This window comes from Pantoea sp. A4 (assembly GCF_000295955.2).
GTDB classification, from domain to species: domain Bacteria; phylum Pseudomonadota; class Gammaproteobacteria; order Enterobacterales; family Enterobacteriaceae; genus Pantoea; species Pantoea multigeneris.
Genome location: NZ_ALXE01000068.1, coordinates 39,681 through 56,555 on the forward strand (window position 1 = coordinate 39,681; position 16,875 = coordinate 56,555).

13 protein-coding genes are annotated in these 16,875 nt (G+C 57.2%); 4 read left to right on the forward strand and 9 right to left on the reverse strand.

What is annotated here, in order from left to right; translation table 11 throughout:
* Positions 1–174 precede the first annotated feature (174 nt).
* Entirely contained in the window at positions 175–1,443 is a 1,269-nt protein-coding gene (locus B880_RS0123210; RefSeq protein WP_017349851.1) for an MFS transporter, read from the forward strand.
* The gene (locus B880_RS25490; RefSeq protein ID WP_017349852.1) at positions 1,436–3,319 is read left to right on the forward strand and encodes a hypothetical protein; all 1,884 of its coding nucleotides are present in this window, start codon (positions 1,436–1,438) and stop codon (positions 3,317–3,319) included. The genes B880_RS0123210 and B880_RS25490 overlap by 8 nt, the downstream gene beginning before the upstream one ends.
* Here B880_RS25490 and B880_RS0123220 read toward each other — a convergent pair.
* The 6 genes from B880_RS0123220 to B880_RS0123245 all read right to left on the reverse strand — a co-directional run bounded on the left by B880_RS0123220 (position 3,303) and on the right by B880_RS0123245 (position 9,920).
* The gene (locus tag B880_RS0123220) at positions 3,303–4,268 is read right to left on the reverse strand and encodes a sugar-binding transcriptional regulator (RefSeq protein ID WP_017349853.1); all 966 of its coding nucleotides are present in this window, start codon (positions 4,266–4,268) and stop codon (positions 3,303–3,305) included. The genes B880_RS25490 and B880_RS0123220 overlap by 17 nt on opposite strands.
* A 122-nt stretch (positions 4,269–4,390) precedes the next feature.
* Positions 4,391–5,245 carry a phosphogluconate dehydrogenase C-terminal domain-containing protein gene (locus tag B880_RS0123225; protein WP_017349854.1) on the reverse strand — a complete coding sequence of 285 codons (855 nt, stop codon included), beginning with the start codon at positions 5,243–5,245 and terminating at the stop codon, positions 4,391–4,393.
* A 2-nt stretch (positions 5,246–5,247) separates the two neighbouring features.
* Positions 5,248–6,060 (reverse strand): sugar phosphate isomerase/epimerase family protein, encoded by an 813-nt coding sequence (locus tag B880_RS0123230; RefSeq protein WP_017349855.1) that lies wholly within the window; start codon positions 6,058–6,060, stop codon positions 5,248–5,250.
* Positions 6,057–6,836, reverse strand: coding sequence for a triose-phosphate isomerase family protein (locus B880_RS0123235; protein WP_017349856.1), 780 nt, complete (start codon positions 6,834–6,836; stop codon positions 6,057–6,059). Before B880_RS0123235 ends, B880_RS0123230 begins: the two co-directional genes overlap by 4 nt.
* 10 nt (positions 6,837–6,846) lie before the next feature.
* Positions 6,847–8,580, reverse strand: coding sequence for a dihydroxyacetone kinase family protein (locus B880_RS0123240; protein WP_017349857.1), 1,734 nt, complete (start codon positions 8,578–8,580; stop codon positions 6,847–6,849).
* 2 nt (positions 8,581–8,582) lie between these two features.
* On the reverse strand, positions 8,583–9,920 hold the full coding sequence (locus tag B880_RS0123245; RefSeq protein WP_017349858.1) for an MFS transporter: 1,338 nt from the start codon (positions 9,918–9,920) through the stop codon (positions 8,583–8,585).
* A gap of 413 nt (positions 9,921–10,333) precedes the next feature.
* On the opposite strand from B880_RS0123245, the gene rpiB reads away from it, so the two are divergent.
* On the forward strand, positions 10,334–10,798 hold the full coding sequence (gene rpiB, locus B880_RS0123250; protein ID WP_026042865.1) for a ribose 5-phosphate isomerase B: 465 nt from the start codon (positions 10,334–10,336) through the stop codon (positions 10,796–10,798).
* A gap of 137 nt (positions 10,799–10,935) precedes the next feature.
* On the opposite strand, the gene B880_RS25495 is transcribed toward rpiB, so the two are convergent.
* Positions 10,936–11,523 (reverse strand): TetR/AcrR family transcriptional regulator, encoded by a 588-nt coding sequence (locus B880_RS25495; protein ID WP_017349860.1) that lies wholly within the window; start codon positions 11,521–11,523, stop codon positions 10,936–10,938.
* A 251-nt stretch (positions 11,524–11,774) separates the two neighbouring features.
* On the opposite strand from B880_RS25495, the gene B880_RS0123260 reads away from it, so the two are divergent.
* Positions 11,775–14,162, forward strand: a complete 2,388-nt coding sequence (locus tag B880_RS0123260; protein ID WP_017349861.1) for a membrane-bound PQQ-dependent dehydrogenase, glucose/quinate/shikimate family — start codon at positions 11,775–11,777, stop codon at positions 14,160–14,162.
* A 41-nt stretch (positions 14,163–14,203) separates the two neighbouring features.
* Here B880_RS0123260 and B880_RS0123265 read toward each other — a convergent pair whose 3' ends face one another.
* Together B880_RS0123265 and B880_RS0123270 are read right to left on the reverse strand one after the other, a co-directional pair.
* Entirely contained in the window at positions 14,204–15,706 is a 1,503-nt protein-coding gene (locus B880_RS0123265; RefSeq protein WP_017349862.1) for a nucleoside hydrolase-like domain-containing protein, read from the reverse strand.
* Positions 15,707–15,831: 125 nt separating this feature from the next.
* Positions 15,832–16,833 (reverse strand): ROK family protein, encoded by a 1,002-nt coding sequence (locus B880_RS0123270; RefSeq protein WP_017349863.1) that lies wholly within the window; start codon positions 16,831–16,833, stop codon positions 15,832–15,834.
* Positions 16,834–16,875: the final 42 nt, after the last annotated feature.

Consider the following 16,875-nt stretch of genomic DNA (forward strand, 5'->3'; position numbering starts at 1 on the left):
AATAATTAGTGACTTAGCTCTCTGTTATGCCTTTATTTGCTATCTGCAACCATTTTCGCCCTGTATCTTTTGTTCTATTAGTGTTCGTTTGTTTAGTGGTGTCGATTGGCATTTACCGCTGAAGGCACCCGCACTTTGCAAAACAGACTCAACCAGCGGAACGAGGAGGCGACAGTGGAATACGGTATCGACGCCAGTAAATCGGCAGGACAGGAACGCTTTTACACGATCTATCTGATTATTATTGCCTGTATCGGCTGGTCGCTGGCGTCTTATGACGTCAACCTGCTGGTGCTGGCGCTACCGGACATCGCTCGCGAACTGCGGATCAACGAGCAGATGCTCGGCATTCTCGGCACCTTTGTCTATGGTGCGCAGTTCATCATTACGCTCCTGGTGGGTTACAGCATGGATCGCGTCGGCCGCAAGCTGCTGTGGATGGTGTGCCTGTGCGGCACTGCGCTATTCACCGGCATGACCTATTTTGTGCAGGATTTCTGGCAACTGGTGGCGGTGCGGGCGCTGGCTTCCGGGCTGGCTTACGCCGAACTGGCCGTGTCAATCACCCTGGTTAACGAACAGCTTCCGGCGAAAAATCGGGGTTTGCTCTACTCGATTGTTCAGGGGGGCTACCCGCTTGGGGTCTTCCTCGCTTCGGGCGTGTATATGCTGTTTGGCGATCACGGTTGGCGCACGGTGTTTCTGTTTGGCGCACTGCCTATCGCTGCCGTGATTATTGGCCGGGTGTTTATTCGCGAGTCCCACCGCTTCGAAAGTGAAAAGCTACAGCACAAGGAGGCCGACATTAATCCGCTGCGGATCCTGCTCACCTCGCCTCTTCTGCGTAACCGGTTGATCACTATGGGGCTATGCTGGATTTCCTACGGCATTAGCTATGTTGCGACCAACTTTTACATCACCTGGTGGCTAACCGAGCGCAAAGACTTTAGCGGCCATCAGGCCAGCGAACTGATGCTGTGGTGCGGCATTCTCGGTTTCTTCTTCTATATTCTCGGCGGTTGGATCGGCGAAAAAATTGGTCGTAAAAAAGTGATTACCTTTGCCGCGCTGTCTGTTGCCCCACTCTGTCTGCTGCTGCTGTGGTCGACCCAGTTCTGGCTGGTGGTGCTGCTCTATTTCCTGATTTTCCAACTGACCAACGGCATCTGGGCAGCGGCGGGCTATGTCTATCAGAGTGAAAGCTTCCCTACCCACGTGCGCGGCACCGCCATCGGCATTCTTTCTGCCATGATGGTGCTGGGCTTTATGCTCGGCAGTGCCCTGTGGACGCTGGCTTCCAGTCTGAATAGCCCCTCAGCCACCTGGATCATCGTGGCAGTGCTTGGCTCGCTGGGTACCTGGCTGACGCTACGTCTGAAGCATATCGAACCCGGCCAGGACATAGATGCCGGATTTGCAGCGCAGGAGCCACGCAATGGATGATCTCTTGCTGCGCTACGGCACGCGTGAGCTGCCGGAAAAAGGTGAAACCATTCGCTTTGGCGACTGGAGTTTTGAACTGGTGGCAGGCGACATTAAAAATATCTGCTTTGCCGGGACCGAGATAGTCCGCGCCATTGGCTATGTGGTACGAGATGCAAACTGGGGCACCTGGCCGCAGCAGCACCTGCATCCCACGCTTACCCGCACCGCACAGAGCCTGACATGGCGTGGCACTAGCCACTGCCATACGGAAAACGGCTGCAAGCTGACCATAGTGCGCGAGCTGGTCCTGACGCGTGATAACCAACTGCGCTACTCGGCCAGCGCCTGCCCGGATCGCGCCATGGAAACGGCCCGAAGCGGCATTACCGTGCTCTATCCGCTGCAAGGCGTCGCAGGCTCGCCAGTGGCGGTAACAGGCACCGATGGCTCAGTCACTCACGCCCACTTTCCTCTGCTGATTGAACCCTGGCAGCCGTTCCAGCACATCGCACAGTTGCGCTATCAACACGCTGCGGGCTGGCTGGTGAACACCGGGTACGCGGGTGAAGTATTTGAGATGGAAGATCAGCGCGCCTGGTCGGATGGCTCCTACAAAGTTTATTCCCGCCCGCTGGCCCTGCCGTGGCCCTACCGGCTAGCCGCTGAGGAGGCGCTAACCCAGTCAGTTTCACTGTCCGTTACGGCTATCAGCCCGGCCAGTAAAGCCTTACCCGCACTTCATCCCCTGGATGCGCACAATACTCTGCCCGCTACCGGCCTGCTGCTGACGGAGGCGCAGTGCGAAGAGCCGTCGCACGTAGTGGATGCACTTGCAGCGCTACGGCCTCAGCATCTGCTCGCGCACTATAACCCTGAGCAAAATAGCCCACACTGGCTGGCAACCCTGGCATGGATTAAGCGACAGAGTCAGCTACCACTGCTGCTGGAGTACGTATTACCGGTGCGGCAAGGAGAAGATTTCCGTCCTGCACTGGCGTTATTACAACAGCAGTTGGCCGAGGCGCACTTGCAGCCCGACGCGCTGATCCCTTCTCCCGCCCCCGATATGACCTCAACCCCGCCAGGGAGTGAATGGCCCTGGACACCCGCTCTGGAGGCAATCTACCGCACCACGCGGGAACTGTTTCCTGACTGCTCGCTCGGTGGAGGGATGCTAAGTTACTTCACGGAGCTGAACCGCAAACGCCCACCGCTCGGCCTGACCGATTTCATCACCCACGCCACCTGCCCGATTGTGCACAATGCAGATGACCGCTCAGTGGTGCAAACGCTGGAATCACTGCCTTACATCACCGCCACAACGCGATCGTTTATCGGTCGTCAGATGCCCTACTATCTCGGCCCGTCGATGATCAGCATGCGCAGCAACCCTTACGGCAGCCACGTTTATGCGAATCCGCAGCAGCGGCGGTTAACCATGACCCATGAAGATGTGCGTCATCGCGGCCTGTTTTTTGCCAGCTATCTGGTGGGCTATATGGCGGGGATTGTCGATGCGGAGGTCAGCCACTGGTGTCCGGCGGCGCTGTGCGGCTCCCTTGGCTTGCAGCCGTTGTTGAGCAGTAACCTGACACGCTGGCCCGCCTGGTATGTGGTGCGCTGGTTTGCAGCCCATGCGGGCCAACGCTGGAGAGCAGAGACGCCGCAACAAGGCGCGGTGGCGATCGTGATCGAAAACGGTGAGCAAGATCCGATCTGGCTGATCGCCAACCTCAACGATCGTGCGGTGACGATCCCCCTGCCGGAGGGATCGGTACAACAAAGCTGGTCGCTGGACAGCTACGGCTACCGGGAAAAACAGCGCCCGCTAGGCGGCACCATTTTTACCCTGGAAGCCTGTGCCGTGTGCGAGCTGACTATTGGGTCATATTGAGGATAGTACGGATGTTCTGCGCGGTGGTGGCGATGATATCAATCGCGCCGGTGCGCAACGCACCGAGGATTGCCATCGCTTTGGTGTTTTCTGAAGCGATGGCAATCACGCAGGGAATTTTGCGCAGCTCATCAATGCTCAGGCCAATCACTCTGTCGTTCATCACCGTATCCACATGCTGGCCCTGGGCATTAAAGAAGTCATAGCCCGCAATATCCCCGGTGACACCCTGATTCAGACTGGCATCAATGATTTCATGCGGGGTAAACCAGCCCAGCTTCACCATGTAGCTGTTTTCGTTCATATCGCCGATGCCGACCAGTGCGATATCGGCTTTACGTGCGCGATCCAGCGTCTCTTTAATCGTGCCATTCTGCATAAACGCGTCTTTTAACGCGCGATTTTCCACGTAAGCCGGTGCGTACAGGCTTTCGCTGATCCCACCAAATTTTTTCGCCAGGCGGCGGCTGATATGGTCGGCATTAATCGCATCGCCGGGGCGATGGGTACCGCCAATGCCACAGATAAAGTGGCAGTTACGCGTAGGCACCTGGCCTGGATAATCCGCAACGGAAGCCACATTGCGCCCCTGACCCACGGCGACAATCGCGTTGTCTTTCAGGTTCTGTGCCAGATGGCCGGACACCAACGCGGCGACCTGACGACGCTGCTCTTCGCCATCCTGGAGATCGAGGGCAATCAGCGCGCGTTGCAGTTGGGGAAAACGATCCAGCAGCTGTTGTTCCAGGCGGGTACTGAACACCGGGTGATAGCGAACGTTGATCTCAACGATCCCTTCTTCCCGCGCACGCTTCAGCAAACGACCCACTTTGATGCGCGAAATCCCAAATTTCCGCGCGATCTCCTCTTGGGTGATCTCATCCTGATAGTAGGCTACTGCAATTTCTGTCAGCAGTTCAAAGTCCTGAGATTGCGTGTTTTTATCCATCTTTTACCTTCTGGCAGCGGCAGGCAGCCTGAAAAGGTTCAGGCCTATCTGGACAGGAGTTATATCATTGATGCGGCTCATATCGCCAGGCATTGGCGCTGAGCCGCAGAGAGGGTCACGCTTTAGCGGCGAATAGCATCGATCTTCAACATGCGGGCAATCACAATATCCAGCTCTTTCTGGTCGAAGATCTGTTTCCAGTCAGGTTTAACGATCTTCTCACGCCCGTACTCCATGGCGATCATGCAGGCATCCGAGAATGGGTTGGTGGCGCGGAAAGCCACCGCCAGCGCAATTTGAATATGGCCGTACAGCATCGCTTTGGCCGCTTCTTCCGGTACACCGCTGTGTTTTACCGTTTCGTCCAACGCCTCTTTCATAAACGCCCCCACCATGCAGGCAACGGTTTCAACCAGCGTCGGTTCGAGGTAGGCAAGCTGCGTGACCGTAACCCAGTGCACCTGCTCTACCGGGCCATACATCACTTTGATGACGTTGCTCAGTTCGGCCTTCTGCTCTGCACTACCGGCCTCATAGGCGGCGGCAACGTGCTGTAGCGCGGCGACGCCGCCAAAAGCATCAGCGTGCTCTTCTTTGGTGTAACGCTCAAGGAAGACGGAAGGATGGCACGGGTGCGCCACGGCATACTCAATATCCGCTCGTTGGGCGATCAGGTTGGCGTAAGCCGCAGCGGGATCGAGGGTCAGCAAGATGGCACCGCTTTTCATCTGTGGCACCACACTTTCAGAGACTTTGCCCAGTACGATATCGGGTACCGCCAGGATCACCACATCGCTCAGGGGGACCACGCTGTTAGCGTCCGAAATTTCACGCCCTTCTGCCGCCACGCGCTGCTGGCCTTGTGGCGCACTTTCACAATAGAACATCTGATAGTCACTGCGTTGCAGATTGGCGGAGATACGCATCCCCATTTTGCCACCGGCACCAATCACGCTCACGGTTTTGATCTGGCTCATCGTTACTTCTCCTGATTCTGTTTACTACGTAAGAATTCGACGGTACGGGCGGTCCATTCGGCTTCACGCTCGCAGGTAGTCACGGCATCTTCCTGCCAGGGCAGCCAGTGTTCGACAATCTGGCTAATCCCCCGCTCCTGCGGGCGCACTGCCGCAATCATCGCGTCATAGTCCAGTAACCCACTGCCCATAGGCGCACCGCTAAAGGTGAAACCGACCCAGCCATCGCGTCGGGTAAATGCAAAATCTTTGATATGCAGATTGCCAACGCGTGCCGCCGTATTGGCAATCACATGCGCGGGCAGCTCCAGCCCGGCAACGCAGTTGGCCGGATCGAGACACACCGCCAGCCAGGGTGACAGGAAGCGGTTGATCACCGCCATCAGCGTGGTGCTGCTTACCTGCTCATAGGTTTCCAGGCACAGCTTCACCTGCTGGCGCGCAAAATCAGGCAGCACTTCGGCAATCAGCTCTGTGGCCTGCTCCGGGGTAGGCCGCAGCGTGGCGCTGTTAAACATCGAGCGAATAATTTTTGCACCCAGCCGTTCAGCCAGTTGCAGATAGCGACGCAGGTGCTCACTCTCCAGCCCACGTGTACCCAGCTCCAGCGTGATGCCAAGGCGATCCGCCTGCTGTTTCAGCGCATCCAGCTCCTCATCACGCCAGTTTTCCAGACCGGGATAATCGCAAATCTGAAACAGCGATAAATCGAGGGCGGCGGTCTGCTCCAGCATCTGCGCCAGCGTTAAAGGCTGTGGTACCCGTGCGGACATGCGCCAGAAAAAGGCGTAAGTACTGAGGCCGATCTGGCTCATAGTGCACCTGCCTGTGCCAGGGTACTGGCTTCATCAATGATGCGTTTAAGCGCGGCGGTATCATGGGCAAAACGTCCGAGGAACAGGCCATCCACATCCCCTCCGAGGCGCTGAATCAGCCCCGGTCCGGCGCTGCCACCGTAAATTACCCGATGGGAAATACCCGGCGGGGTGGCCAGTTGTTGCAGGCCAGCGCAGACCGCGCGAATGTAGCTGTCGGGGGCGGGTTGCGGTGCGCCAATCGCCCATTGCGGCTCATAGGCAAACAGAATTTCACCCTGCAACTGCTGCGCGGCCGCCTGGGCCAGCGCTTCGGCAAACTGTTGCTGGCAGAGCGCAATCGCCTGCTCCGGTGAGCCAGGCATCGCTTCGCCAATGCATAAAACCGGCGTTAAACCATGCGTCAGGGCTTGTGCGACCTTGGCCGCAATTTGTGTAGCATCTTCGTTGAAGTGACGACGACGCTCGGCATGGCCGATCTCAGCCAGCGTACCGCCCAGTTCCTGTAGGGTGCTGGCACTGACTTCCCCCGTCCAGGCTCCGTTTTCCGCCTGACAGATGTTCTGCCCGCCAAAACGCACTGGCGTGCCATGAAAAATCTCTGCAACCGCAGGGATCGCGGGGAACGAAGGCAGGATAAATAGCCCGACTTCGCCCTGCTGAATGGCCGGATGCTGGCGCGCTAGCGCTGCCACTTCACGGCACCATTGCAGGGTCTGTTGATAGCCAAAGTACATTTTCAGGCTGACGCCCAGCCAAATTACAGGTTGTGTCATCCCTTGCTCCTTAAACCGGGGTTTTGTCGTGCAGCAAACTGCCAACCGTGTTCACAATCAGCGCCAGTGAGATGGCTCCTGCGTCCGGCGTACCGAGACTTTTTTCCGCCAGTGGACGTGCCCGGCCCATTTTGGGTAACAGCTGCGCCGTCGCCTGTGCCGCGTCATGCGCCACCGTGGCCGCCTGTTGCCAGGCATCGCTCAGGCTGGCACCTTGCGCTACCGCCTGGCTCAGATGGTCACTAAACGGCACCAGCACATCCACCATGGTTTTATCGCCCGGCTGGGCTTTACCAAAGTGCATGATGCCTTCACGCGCATGGCGCACCCCAGTGGCTACGCGGCTGGCATCCGGCTCGTACTGATCGCCCAATGCAGTGCCGATGGCGGTTAATGCCACCCCCCACAGTGCGCCAGACGTGCCGCCCGCCTGATCGGCCCACGCATCAGCGGCACGGCATAACAAAGTCCCTGCGCCCGCGCCGCGAGCGGCAACCTCACGGGCTTTAGCCACGGCACCCAGCACACCACGCTCCATACCAATGCCGTGATCGCCATCGCCTGCAACGGCATCAATCCGCCCTAACTCTTCAGCACTGGCCTGAATTTGCTGCGCCATGGCTTCCAGTAGCAACAGCACTCGCTGCGCACTCTGTTGCGATACGGCAGAGGCTTCAGGCAGCGTCTCCTGTACTGGCTCTTCGCGCTCTGCCGGACTATGGGCTTCCGCGACAATCACACTCCCTTTGCGATAGGCAGGTGCATTGGCCGGGGCGTGCCATAAGGTTTCTAATGTCTCATCCAGCCACATCAGCGTGAGCGAAGCCCCCGCCATATTGAAGCTGGTGACAAACTCACCCACTTCCGGTTCTACCACCGTCACACCGGCGCTTGCCAGCAGTTGTGCCACCCGGCGGTAAACCACAAACAGCTCTTCATACTTCACAGATCCAAGGCCATTCAGGATGGCCGCTACGCGCTGACCCTTGGCCGCTGCAACGCCGGCAGGCAGCTCACTCAGCAGGTTGTCGACGAAAATCTCGGCCAACACATCGGCACGGGGGACCAGCGTATCCTTAATGCCTGGCTCACCATGAATGCCCATGCCCAGCGCCATATGGCCCTTTTCCACTTCAAACAGCGGATGCGTCGCGCCGGGCAAAGTGCAGCCAGAAAAGGCCACGCCAAAGGAACGCGTGCGCTGATTTGCGTGTTGCGCCAGACGGAAGACCTCCGCCAGATTGTGGCCCGCTTCCGCCGCTGCGCTGGCAACCTTGAACACCGCTAAATCCCCCGCAACACCGCGACGTTTCTCAATTTCGCTCACGCTCGCGCTGGAGATATCATCCGTCACCGGGAGCAACTCGCACGGGATACCATCAGCACGCAGCCGCTCACAGGCCTGGCCGAAGTGCAGTACATCCCCTGCGTAGTTACCAAATCCGAGCAGTACACCACCGCCATTATTCGCCGCCACGGCCACGTTGTAGATCTGCTGAGCAGAAGGCGAAGCGAACAGGTTGCCCATCGCCGCACCGTGCGCTAAACCCTGACCCACCAGGCCTGCAAACGCCGGGTAATGTCCCGATCCACCGCCAACGACAATCGCGACCGTGCCTGCTTTGCTGCGAGTACTGCGCACCACGCCACCCCGAACCTGACGGACTTTATCGGCGTTAGCCGCCACAAATCCTTCAATCAGTTCTGCCGCAAACGCTGAGGGTTGGTTAAACAGGTAAGTCATAATTAATGCTCCTGAACAAAGGGGGTGACGGGCAGAGGTTGGGAACGCTGGCGATTGAGCCACAGCATGAGCAGTGCAGAGAGCAGCATAAAGCCACCCACCACCAGCATCGGCAGGGTGTAGGCACCTGTTGCGTCATGTAACGCCCCCGTGATGTAACCCGCAGAGAATCCGGCGACATTGCCGAGGGTGTTAATCAGCGCTATTGCCGCAGCCGCTGACGCACCGCTCAGGAACTGGGTAGGCAGTGTCCAGAAGTTAGGTAGCGCCGCAAAAATCGCGCTGGCCGTGACAGCGATAACCAGCATGGTAGCCAGCGGAGAATCCATGTAGAGCGCGAGCGGGACGCTGATACCGCCCACCAGCGCTGGCAGGGCGATGTGCCAGGTTTTACAGCCACGTCTTGCCGCATCACGTGACCAGAACACCATCACCACCGCAGCCACCAGGTAAGGCGCGCCGGTAATAGCCCCTTTTTCCATGATGTTGAAGGTGGTGCCGAACTGCTGCTGGAAACCGCCGATAATGGTTGGCAGGAAGAACGCGAGCGCGTACAGCCCATAGATAAAACCGAAGTAGATCAGGCACAGCGTCCAGACGCGGCCGTTACGCATAATGCCGCGTACGCTGTGGTGGGCAGCCTGGCTTTTCGCCGCATGCTCCGCTTCCAGCGCCTGTGTAAGCCACTGCTTCTCTTCATCATTCAGCCATTTCGCCTGCTGTGGACGATCCACCAGCCAGAACAGCGCCAAAATACCGAGTGCAATGGCAGGCAGGGAAACGCCGACGAACATCACGCGCCAGCCCGCCATGCCAAACAGGCCATGCTGTTCAATCAGCGCTGCCGCCAGCGGCGCACCAAACACCACGGTCAGCGGTTGCGCCAGGTAGAACAGTGAAAGAATGCGGCTGCGCTGATGCGCGGGCACCCAGCTGCTGAGATAAAGGATCGCGCCAGGAAAGAACCCCGCTTCTGCAATACCCAGCAGCACGCGCAAGGTATAGAGCCCCTCAACGCTGCTCACCCAGGCAAACAGCAGTGAGACGATACCCCAGCTCACCATGATCCGCGCCAGCCAGCGGCGTGCGCCAAAGCGATGCAACGCCAGGTTGCTAGGCACTTCCAGCAGGATATAACCGATGAAAAACAGGCCAGAGGCGAGGCCAAACTGCAAGGCGGTTAATCCCAGATCTGCCGACATGCCGTTGGGTCCAGCGAAAGAGATGGCAGTGCGGTCGAGAAAGTTAATAAAGAACATCAGCGCGACAAACGGCACCAGCCGCCAGCTGATTTTGCGCATGGTGCGCTGTTCTACGTCTTGCTCATTGCGTGATGTCATGGCGGGCCTCGCTTAAAAGTGGGGGATAAGCAAGGGGTACGCAGGGTACGTATCCCATGGTGGTGTCGGAAAGATGTTCTGCTGTACGCATCATTGAGTCCTCTCGGGTCTTCTTGTGTACTGATAACGAACAAATGAACACTACATGTATAATTGAACATCTGACAGATGCAAACCTGAAATTTGTGATCTGACGCATACCCGGTGATTTTTCCTCATAAACCCTGCTCACAGCGCTAATGACCGCAAAAATGCACCACAAAAACAGTGGCGCAGACCACAAAAAGCGACGACCACAAAAAACAAATGAAACTATATTGAACATATGCTCAGTTTTGTGGCAGGCTAAAAATGAAGCTTCAGCCGCCTGCGGTGTTCAGGCCGCTGTACCCTGTAAACTGGTGGAGAAGATCATGAAAACGATTGCAATTGGTGCCGATGATGCAGCTATTGAGCTGAAAAACCTGATTAAAAAGCAGCTGGAAGAGAAGCAGTACGAGGTGCTGGATTACAGCAATGATGCGCGTAATGACCGCCCGATGTACCCGGATGTCGCTTTTGCGCTGGCGACAGCAGTGAAGGAGGGTCATCACGAGCGAGGTATCCTGCTGTGCGGCACAGGGATTGGCGTGGCGATTGTTGCGAATAAAGTGCCGGGCGTACGCGCAGCGCAGTGCCATGACACCTTCTCCGCCGAGCGGGCGCGGAAAAGTAATAATGCCCAGATCATGACAATGGGCGCACGCGTGGTGGGACCAGAGTTGGCGAAAACGATCGTTAACGCCTGGCTGGCGTCAGAGTTTGAAGGCGGCGGCTCTACCGCAAAAGTGGATAAGATCGATTACTACGAACAGGCTTGCCAGGCGCATTCCGCCTGATAGCGGCTCGTTTTTTTAGCGCGTCTTAGCAGGGTGATGGCCCTGCTAATCTCGCTGCGCAAAATGAAACATTTACGCTACATCACTACCCCTAACAAATGTTACTTACAAGTAACTTTTGTTAGCTAACCTGCGCGTTATGGCTTGAATGTCAGCCCACCATAGAGAAATTTACCGCGCTCAAGGCTGATTGCCGCCAGCGACTCGCTTTGCGGTTCCTGCAACAGCGTTTGCAGCAGTACACCGAGGTAACAACCCGCCAGCACTTCCACCGGCACTTCGGCTGAGAAGAAACCTCTTTCCTGCTCAATGCGCATATTACGGGCGATCCAGCGCTGGAGTTTGCGCCGCGTTTCTGCGTCCTGCGGCTGCTGGAACAGGCTAATCCGGGTCAGATTGCGATTACTGGTGAAGAAGGTCAGGTAGCGGTGGAAGCTTTCCGTCAGATTAGAGAGCACATTTTCACGCGGCAGAGCGGCATCAATCAGGAGCGAAACCACCAGTTCTTCCAGCTCTTCATCAAAGCGAGCAATCAGCTGCTGGTAGATCGCCTCTTTACTGGGGAAATAGCTGTAAAAGCTGGGCTGAGTCACCCCGGCGGCCTGCACAATATCGCTGATACGTGTGCCGTGAAACTGCTTTTCCGCAAACAGATCGGCAGCCACTTCCAGTAAGCGTTCGCGGGTTTTTTCGCCTTTGGTCAGCGAGGATTTTTTCGATTGCATAACAGCGCCTGCGGTAAAAATGAGCGATTACAGTAACATAGTTTGCCTGCCACGCTGAGTGCAATCGTCACGATCCGCCCGGATCGGCACGGCTTTGGCGATCGCTAAACCGTGCATAAAATGCTTAAAACTTACTATCGAGTAAGTTTTATCTGGAAAAACCTTCGCGCCATATGTAATTTACGTTAACTGTTTGTAAAGAAACCTCAGATACAGACAGCCTTCCCGATCCCCTTTTTCAGGAAACTAACGTGAACTCTTCAATACCTGATACATCGCACCCCAGCCTGCTACTGCGTATTTCCGCCGTAGTGGTGCTGCTGTTTGGGCTGGCGCTGGCCGGTGGCGGCCTGTGGCTTGCCGTACTGGGCGGTTCCTGGTACTACCTTGTTGCAGGGATTTTACTGCTGGTAAATGGCGTTTTACTGTGGCGCGCCAGTCGTCTCACCACCCTGCTGTTTAGTCTGATCTTGTTTGGCACCACCCTTTGGGCGCTGGCCGAAGTCGGTTTTAGTTTCTTCCTGCTGGCACCCCGCCTCGATATTCTGGTGCTGCTCGGCGTGTGGCTGCTGCTGCCATTCACCTGGCGTTCTCTCCCGGCGGAGCAGCGCCCAGCGCAAAAACCACTGCAGGGTGCGCTGGTGCTGGCCATACTGACGCTGGGTGTTTCACTGCTGTTTACCCATAACGACATTGAAGGCAAGCTGCCCGAAGCCACCGCCAGCGAGAGCAGTGCGCAGCAAGATCCCGCAGTGCCGGATGGCGAGTGGCATGCCTATGGCCGCACCCTGGCGGGTGAGCACTCCTCTCCCCTGAAACAAATTACGCCGCAAAACGTTGATAAGCTGAAAGTCGCCTGGACCTTCCGCACGGGCGATATCATCGGCAAAAACGATCCGCTGGAGTCGACGTTTGAAGTCACGCCGCTAAAAGTCGGACATACCGTTTATCTTTGCAGTCCACATCAGCGGGTGTTTGCGCTGGATGCCAGCACCGGCAAACAACTCTGGACGTTTGATCCTCAGGTCAAAGATGACCCCACCTGGCAGCATCTCACCTGTCGCGGCGTCTCTTATCACGCGACTCCGGCTGATGCACGCGCCAGCGATGGCACGACACCCCCTGCCGAATGTCAGCAGCGTATTATCCTGCCAACCAACGACGGTCGGATGTTCGCGCTGGATGCCAACAGCGGCCAGCGCTGCCAGAACTTTGGCCAGAACGGTGAAATCGATCTGAAAGATGGCATGACGGTGAAAACACCGGGCTTCTATCAGGGAACCTCACCGCCCGTGGTCACGCGCCAGCTGATCATCATGGCCGGTGCCGTCACCGATAATTACTCCACCGAGGAGCCTTCTGGTGTCGTGCGTGGTTTTGATGTCTACACCGGCAAACTGGTGTGGGCGTGGGACCCTGGTGCGGCGGATGAAAATGCGCTGCCCTCTGCGACCCATCACTACACGCCGAATTCGCCTAACTCGTGGACGTTGCTGGCAGCCGATGAAAAACTCGGTCTGGTGTATGTGCCGGTGGGCATGTCGACGCCGGATATCTGGGGCGGTAATCGTACGCCGCTGGGCGAGCGCTATACCAGTTCACTGGTAGCGTTGCAGATTGCCACCGGCAAACGCGTCTGGTCTTATCAAACCGTTCACCACGATCTGTGGGATATGGATCTGCCGTCCCAGCCGAGCCTGGTCGATCTGAAAACCGATCACGGCGTCGTCCCGGCGATCTATGCGCCAGCGAAAACCGGTAACATCTTTGTACTGGATCGCCGCGACGGTAAGCTGATCGTGCCCGCGCCAGAAACCCCCGTACCGCAAGGTGCAGCGCCTGGCGATCGCACATCGCCAACCCAGCCTTATTCGGAGCTGACGTTCCAACCCAAGCAGAAGCTGACGGACAAAGACATGTGGGGTGCCACGATGTTTGACCAGCTGGCGTGCCGCATTATGTTCAAGCAGATGCGCTACGATGGCCCGTTCACGCCACCCAATACGCAAGGCACGCTGGTGTTCCCCGGTGATGTCGGGATGTTTGAGTGGGGCGGCATTGCGGTTGATCCACAGCGCCAGATTGCGATTGCTAACCCAATGGCATTCCCGTTTGTGTCGAAGTTGATTCCACGCGGGCCGGGAAATCCGGCGGCACCCAATGCAGAGCATCCACCAGGCAGTGAGATTGGCGTACAGCCAATGTATGGCACGCCTTATGGTGTGGATCTGCATCCGTTCCTGTCACCGGTAGGCTTGCCTTGCCCGGCTCCACCTTGGGGTTATATTGCCGGTATCGATCTGCGTACACATCAAATTATGTGGAAGCACATCGTCGGCACCACGCGTGATGCCACTCCGCTCCCCCTGCCGTTTAAGGTCGGTATGCCAATGCTGGGCGGCACCATGGTCACCGCTGGCGGCGTGACCTTCCTCACCGCCACAATGGATAACTATATCCGGGCATTTGACGTCACCACTGGTAAAGAGCTGTGGAGCGATCGCCTGCCCGCTGGCGGCCAGTCCACACCGATGACCTACAGCGAAGGCGGCAAGCAATATATTGTCACCGCCGCAGGTGGCCACGGCAGCTTTGGTACCAAACAAGGCGACTATGTGGTCGCTTACGCCCTGCCTTAAGCACTTACCGCACAGCCTCCAACAGGAGGCTGTGCATTTTCTCATTCCACCTTCACAATCACACGGCGATAGCTAGTGAGGCTTGGTGAGCCATTATCCGTGACGGCCAGAATCACATGTTCCGTGCCGCTGTGTTTTGCCTGCACGTCGATTTGCTCACCGCTGTCTTTGGCGTAGTGCAGAACCTCCGGGGCTTCCAGCGCCTCCTTATCGCGGCTGGCTTGCAGTTCCGCGATCAAAGCAGGATTAGACACCTGCACTGCCGCTTCCGGGTAGGCAATCCAGCGATAGCTCAGCGGGTTCCCATCCGGATCGTGCGAGCCTTTAGCGGACAACGTGAAGTGTTGTCCGACTTTGACATTGATCCACAGCGGTTGCAGTCCGGTGCTGTTATTCACCACCGCCACAGGGTTGTGGTTGGCGGACGCATAGTCTTTGATGGTCCAGTCCATGCGCGCCGCGAAATCATGCTGGAAAGCCTCGCGCCAGCGCCAGATGCTGGCCTGATTTGAGGTGTAGGTTTTGCCATCACTGCCGGTCACCGTATCGGCGGCATTGGGATTGCCAGGGAAGAAGTCACCCCCGCTGGTCCAGACAGGATGTGGCTCATTTTGTGGCTGGCGCAGAATATAGCGCCCGCCCCAACCGCCCCAGCCGGGGTTCATTTCGCTATCCAACCCGTTACGAATCAGACCAAGGAAAGCAGGCGTATCCCCTTCCATAATAAAGGCGTAATGCAGGTAACCTTTGCCCATTGGCCCTTTACTGCGGATATTTTTCTCCAGCCACTCTTGTGACACCGTGGTGAAATCAGCACCCGGTGCATTGCGGTAGTAGCGATCGCCGCTGATGCCGGTCCAGGTGGCGCGGGCATAGTCTTTACCATCCTGGCTGGAAGGATCGACGATATAGGTAATGGCAGGATAGTGGCTGCGCACCCAGTAGCCCGCATCATCCTGGTCGGAAATGGAATACACCACCAGGTTTTGCGTCAGTGCCGTCACCTGGTTTGCCGGGAGCTTAGCGGAGAGATCGGTCAGCGCCTGCGCCAGCGTGTTAGCACCGCCCCACAGGCCAATAAACAGCGGTCGGCTGCTGTCAGTAGAACGTTCAATGGCGGCCAGTAAATGCTGTGCTCCCACCGAGCTTTTCCCCGGCCCTACATCTGCCATGCCGTAACCCGGCTGACCTGCTGCAATCACCGCTTCCAACGTCGCAGCGCTGGGAAAGTGGGGATCGTGTTTCAGCAGATTAGGTTGTACTGCGGCGTAGTGGCTGAGCACCAGCCGCATTTTGTCCGGGCTGACGGTATTTTTTTGCCAGGTGGAGGTGGTTGCCACTAACCCTTCAATGTCCAGCTCATTGCTATAGACCAGCAGGCGCGTCAGCGACATTTGATCGTCGGGCTCATTACCAATGTCTGACAGCACAAACACCCGTGGCTTGGCCTGATAGGGCAGAACCTTTTCCGCCGGTTGCTCTGCGTGGGCCATGCAAGTCATACCCGCCAGCATCAGTGCCAGTGCGGTTTTTTTCATGATCATTATCGTTATCCCTGTTGATTTCCTTGTCCGGGCCGGAGGATTTTTCTCGCCCAAAACCAACTTAGTTAACAAAGTTAATTAAGTAAACGGCGCTGTATCAGGCTGTTAACGGGATCACAAAAAAGTCAGGTTAGGCAGGCAGAAACCGCTTCCGCGCTCAGGGTTAACAGGCCTTGCAAACTCTGGTTGTGGCCTAGTCGTAGCCAGGTGATGTCCAGGGTATTCATCTGTTCAAGCGGGTGCTGTGCCAGACGTTGACGCAGCTGCGGGATCAGCGTGTCAGGCGCACTTTCAAAGAACTCACCCGCCAGCACGACGTGACGAAGGTTATGAACCGGTGCGGTACAGCAGATGGCAAAACACAGCGCTTCCAGTGCATTTTGCTCCTGCTGGGGCTGGAAAGCCTTTTCCATCCCGCCCGCAAAAGGCAGGTGCACGATCTCCGGGTAGTATCCGTTATCCCCCAGAACCACCGATCCATTGAGGAACAGGCCATAACCCAGGCTGCCAAGGCCGGGCAGCAACGCCAGCCAGGAGTTCAGCTGTGGTAAAGCACGCTGGATCATTACGCTGGAGCACCAGGCAATGTTCATCACCGCCACATCTATGCCGATCTGCTCACCCAGTTGTGTCTTGAACGCTATCTGAGTTTCCTGGAACAGCGGGCATCGCCGCACCACGCCACTGAACTGCTCAATCCCTCCTTGCAGCGCAATACCGACATGCCGTAGCTGCTGGCGCGAGACGTGTGCCGCAGCCGTCAGTTGAACAATGACCTGCTCTAGCTGGTGGAGGACCGCAGCAGTACTTTGCGCGGAGATAAAATCATGGTCGCATTGCGCCAGCGTGACCGTCGGGCAGGCGTAATCACACAGGTAGGCTTCCAACCGATAGCCCCGCACCATCACACTGATGCTGTAGTAACGACCTTGCGCCAGCGCCAGTAGCATGTGCGGACGACCAAAATCGCCCTCCTGCGCCCCCTCTTCGACGATGGTGCCCTGCGCAATCAGTTCACTGCTCAGGCGAGTCATATAGGCACGCGTTACACCCAGTTGCTGTGCCAGCGTCGCACGCGAAGCCGGGGCGATCAGCAGGGAGTTGAGCAGTTGCTGGCGATAATTCATGGGCGGGATCTCTTAACAGGAAGCGGCTGTTATAACATTGTT